General features: G+C 72.3%; 2 protein-coding genes. Both read left to right on the top strand.

The features are described from left to right. The first annotated feature begins 51 nt into the window (after positions 1–51). Positions 52–693: a YafY family protein gene (locus FFK22_RS41725; protein WP_221939303.1), complete on the top strand. Its 642-nt coding sequence runs from the start codon at positions 52–54 to the stop codon at positions 691–693. A 90-nt stretch (positions 694–783) separates the two neighbouring features. Continuing rightward, positions 784–1507, top strand: a 724-nt coding sequence (locus FFK22_RS41720) for a dihydroxy-acid dehydratase (RefSeq protein WP_221939302.1), incomplete at its 3' end; no start/stop codon positions are given.

The raw sequence follows: 1507 nt of genomic DNA, 5'->3' as shown, positions 1-1507 counted from the left end.
CGGTCGGCCAGCACCTGATCGGCGGCGGCGCGGCTGAAGCTGCTGGCGGCGGTGCCGCAGGCGGCGGGGGAGGGCGCGGCCCGGGTCGGCGACCGCTTCCACCTCGACCCGGTCGACTGGTACCGCCGGGCCGAGCCGCCCCTGCACCTGCCGGCGATCGCCCGGGCGGTGTGGGGCCAGCGGCGGCTGGTGATCCGTTACGAGAGCTGGTCGGCCACGGTGCGGCGCACGGTCGACCCGCTCGGCCTCGTGCTCAAGGCCGGCACCTGGTACCTGATGGCGCGGATCGGCACCGGCGTCCGCACCTACAAGGTCGCCAAGGTGCTGGATCTCGACGTGCTGCCGGACGGCTTCGACTACCCCGCCGGCTTCGACCTGGCGGTGCAGTGGCAGGAGTCGCTGCAGCGCTTTGCCCGGGAGCTGCGCCGGGCCGAGGCGACGCTGCTTGTGTCGCCCGAAGCGCTGCCGCTGCTCGACCGGCTCGGCGCCGACGCAGTCGAGGCGGTGCAGCGGGCGCAGCCGGACGCCGAGGGCTGGCGGCGGGCGACGGTGCCGATCGAGGGCGTCGGCCACGCCGCAAGGCTGCTGCTCGGCTTTACCGATGCGATCGAGGTGCTGGACCCGCCGGAGCTGCGCCGGGCCCTGGCCGAGGGCGCCCGCCGGGTGATGCAGTTGTACGACAAGGAGCATTGACAATCCCGGCCGGCGGCCTACCGTCCGGCCGATGCCGCGCCGCCCAGATGGCAAAACGACAACCGGCCCGGCCCGCCAGCAAGAGAGACGATGATGGACAAGCGTGGCCTGCGGAAGGGGCTGACCAGCTACGGCGATGCCGGATTCTCGCTGTTCCTGCGCAAGGCCTTCATCAAGGCCATGGGCTATTCCGACGACGCGCTGGACCGGCCGATCATCGGCATCGTCGACACCGGCAGCGACTTCAATCCCTGCCATGGCAACGTGCCGCAGCTGGTAGAGGCGGTGAAGCGCGGGGTGATGCTGGCGGGCGGCATGCCGATGGCGTTCCCGACCATCTCGATCCACGAATCCTTCGCCCACCCCACCAGCATGTTCCTGCGCAACCTGATGGCGATGGACACGGAGGAGATGATCCGCGCCCAGCCGATGGATGCGGTGGTGCTGATCGGCGGCTGCGACAAGACCGTGCCGGCCCAGATCATGGCCGCGGCCAGCGCCGACCTGCCGGCGATCGTGCTGCCGACCGGCCCGATGGTGGTCGGCCACCACAAGGGTGAGGTGCTGGGCGCCTGCACCGACTGCCGGCGGCTGTGGGGCCGCTACCGCGCCGGCGAGATCGACGATGAGGAGATCGAGGCGGTGAACGGCCGGCTGGCGCCGTCGGTCGGCACCTGCATGGTGATGGGCACCGCCAGCACCATGGCGATCATCGCCGAGACGCTGGGCCTGTCGCTGCCCGGCGCCGCCGCCATCCCGGCCACCCATGCCGACCGCATCCGCTGCGCCGAGGCCACCGGCCGGGCGGCGGCGC

Source organism: Mycobacterium sp. KBS0706 (assembly GCF_005938675.2).
Classification (GTDB): Bacteria; Pseudomonadota; Alphaproteobacteria; order DSM-16000; family Inquilinaceae; genus Inquilinus.
Note: the sequence above shows the minus strand (reverse complement) of the source record. Positions and strands in the feature narration are given on the sequence as shown.